Raw genomic sequence first — 1,583 nt, forward strand, 5'->3', positions numbered from 1 at the left:
TGGCTAAGTGCTGGTAGTATTGACTCATTCGATCTTGTTCAACACCATTTTTTAATAGATCACCACTGGCTAATGCTCGCCGAGTTACGTAGTACGTCTGCAATAGCTCTGTTAGCTTTTTTGCTTGTTGCTGGTGTTGCTCTTCTAATTGGGTCATGTTTGTCTGAAGGGCTGCGATATTTTTATTTGTATGAGTTAGGTTTTTTTGCGTAGATTGGATCTGTTTTTCTAACTGGGAAATGGACAACTCTTGTTGTTTTAAAGACTGTTGCAGCTGATCTAACTGTTTTTGTCTTTGAGCTAATGATTGTTGCTGACGAGTAATTTCACTTTTTACTCCCGATAGCTCTTGTTGTGATACGGCGTGACTCATAAGAGAAAATAGCATGCTCGCTAAGCAAACGGTTAGTTGAAGGGAGAGAGTCATCCGTTTAAAAATAGAGAAGATCATCTGTTATCGTCATCATCGTAGAAATTGCTGAGCACTTAGTATACTCAAAGTGATGAATGAGGCGAGCAAGATGATGAATACATTTGCTATCTTTTTCAATTATCGTCGAGCTTAACAGAAACGAATAATATAAAAGCCCCAAATGGGGCTTTTATTATGATCTTAATAAAAAGCTTAAGAATAAAGAATTTGACCTGACATTTCGGCAGGAATTTCCATATCACTGAGCGCCAACATAGTTGGAGCAAGATCGGATAATTTACCACCTTGATTTAACGTGATTGCCTTATTACCGACGTAAATCAAAGGAACTGGTAAATTTGTATGCGCAGTATGGATACCGCCAGTTTCTGGATTGACCATCATTTCCGCGTTACCATGATCGGCAGTAATCAGTAATTGACCATCCACTTCTTTGATTGCTTCAACCACACGACCAATACATTCATCAACGGCTTCACATGCTTTCACCGCGGCATCGTAAACGCCAGTATGCCCCACCATATCGCCATTTGGATAGTTACAGATGATGGCATCATATTTACCTGATTTAATCGCAGCGACCAGTTTATCCGTCAACTCTTTTGAACTCATTTCAGGTTGTAAGTCATAGGTTGCGACTTTAGGAGAGGCAACGAGTTGACGTTCTTCGCCGACAAATTCATTTTCAACACCACCGTTAAAGAAGAAGGTGACATGAGCATATTTTTCTGTTTCAGAAATACGTAACTGGGTTTTACCTGCTTTAGATAGCCATTCACCGTAAGTGTTTTCAAGTGAAGCGGGTGGGAAAGCGGTAGCTAGCGGAATATCAGCCGCATATTGAGTCAGCATAACAAAGTTGACCGCAGGGAAAACGCTACGTTTGAAGCCATTAAAATCAGCGACAAAAGTGCGAGTAATTTCACGAGCACGGTCGGCACGGTAGTTCAAAAACAGAACGGCATCACCATCTTGCATTGCTGCAGATGCTTGATCTGCCGTGCGAATTTCAGTCGCTTGTACAAACTCGTCATTTTCTTCCCGAGCGTAAGCTGCTTCAAGGCCTGCTACCGCGGAATCGTAGGTAAATTCAGCTTTCGCTTGAGTCAGTAGATCGTACGCTTTTTCAACTCGATCCCAGTTATTATCG

At 41.6% G+C, this 1,583-nt stretch carries 1 protein-coding gene and 1 pseudogene; both read right to left on the reverse strand.

Annotation, left to right across the window (positions count from 1 at the left end; translation table 11 throughout):
• A pseudogene (locus B7C60_RS17485) lies at positions 1-451 on the reverse strand (peptidase M23); the annotation flags it as partial.
• 174 nt (positions 452-625) lie between these two features.
• Positions 626-1,583 (reverse strand): 2,3-bisphosphoglycerate-independent phosphoglycerate mutase (gpmI, locus tag B7C60_RS17490; RefSeq protein WP_245868392.1); only part of this gene is annotated, 958 nt, incomplete at its 5' end.

Source organism: Vibrio fujianensis (assembly GCF_002749895.1).
In the GTDB taxonomy this organism is placed as follows: Bacteria; Pseudomonadota; Gammaproteobacteria; order Enterobacterales; family Vibrionaceae; genus Vibrio; species Vibrio fujianensis.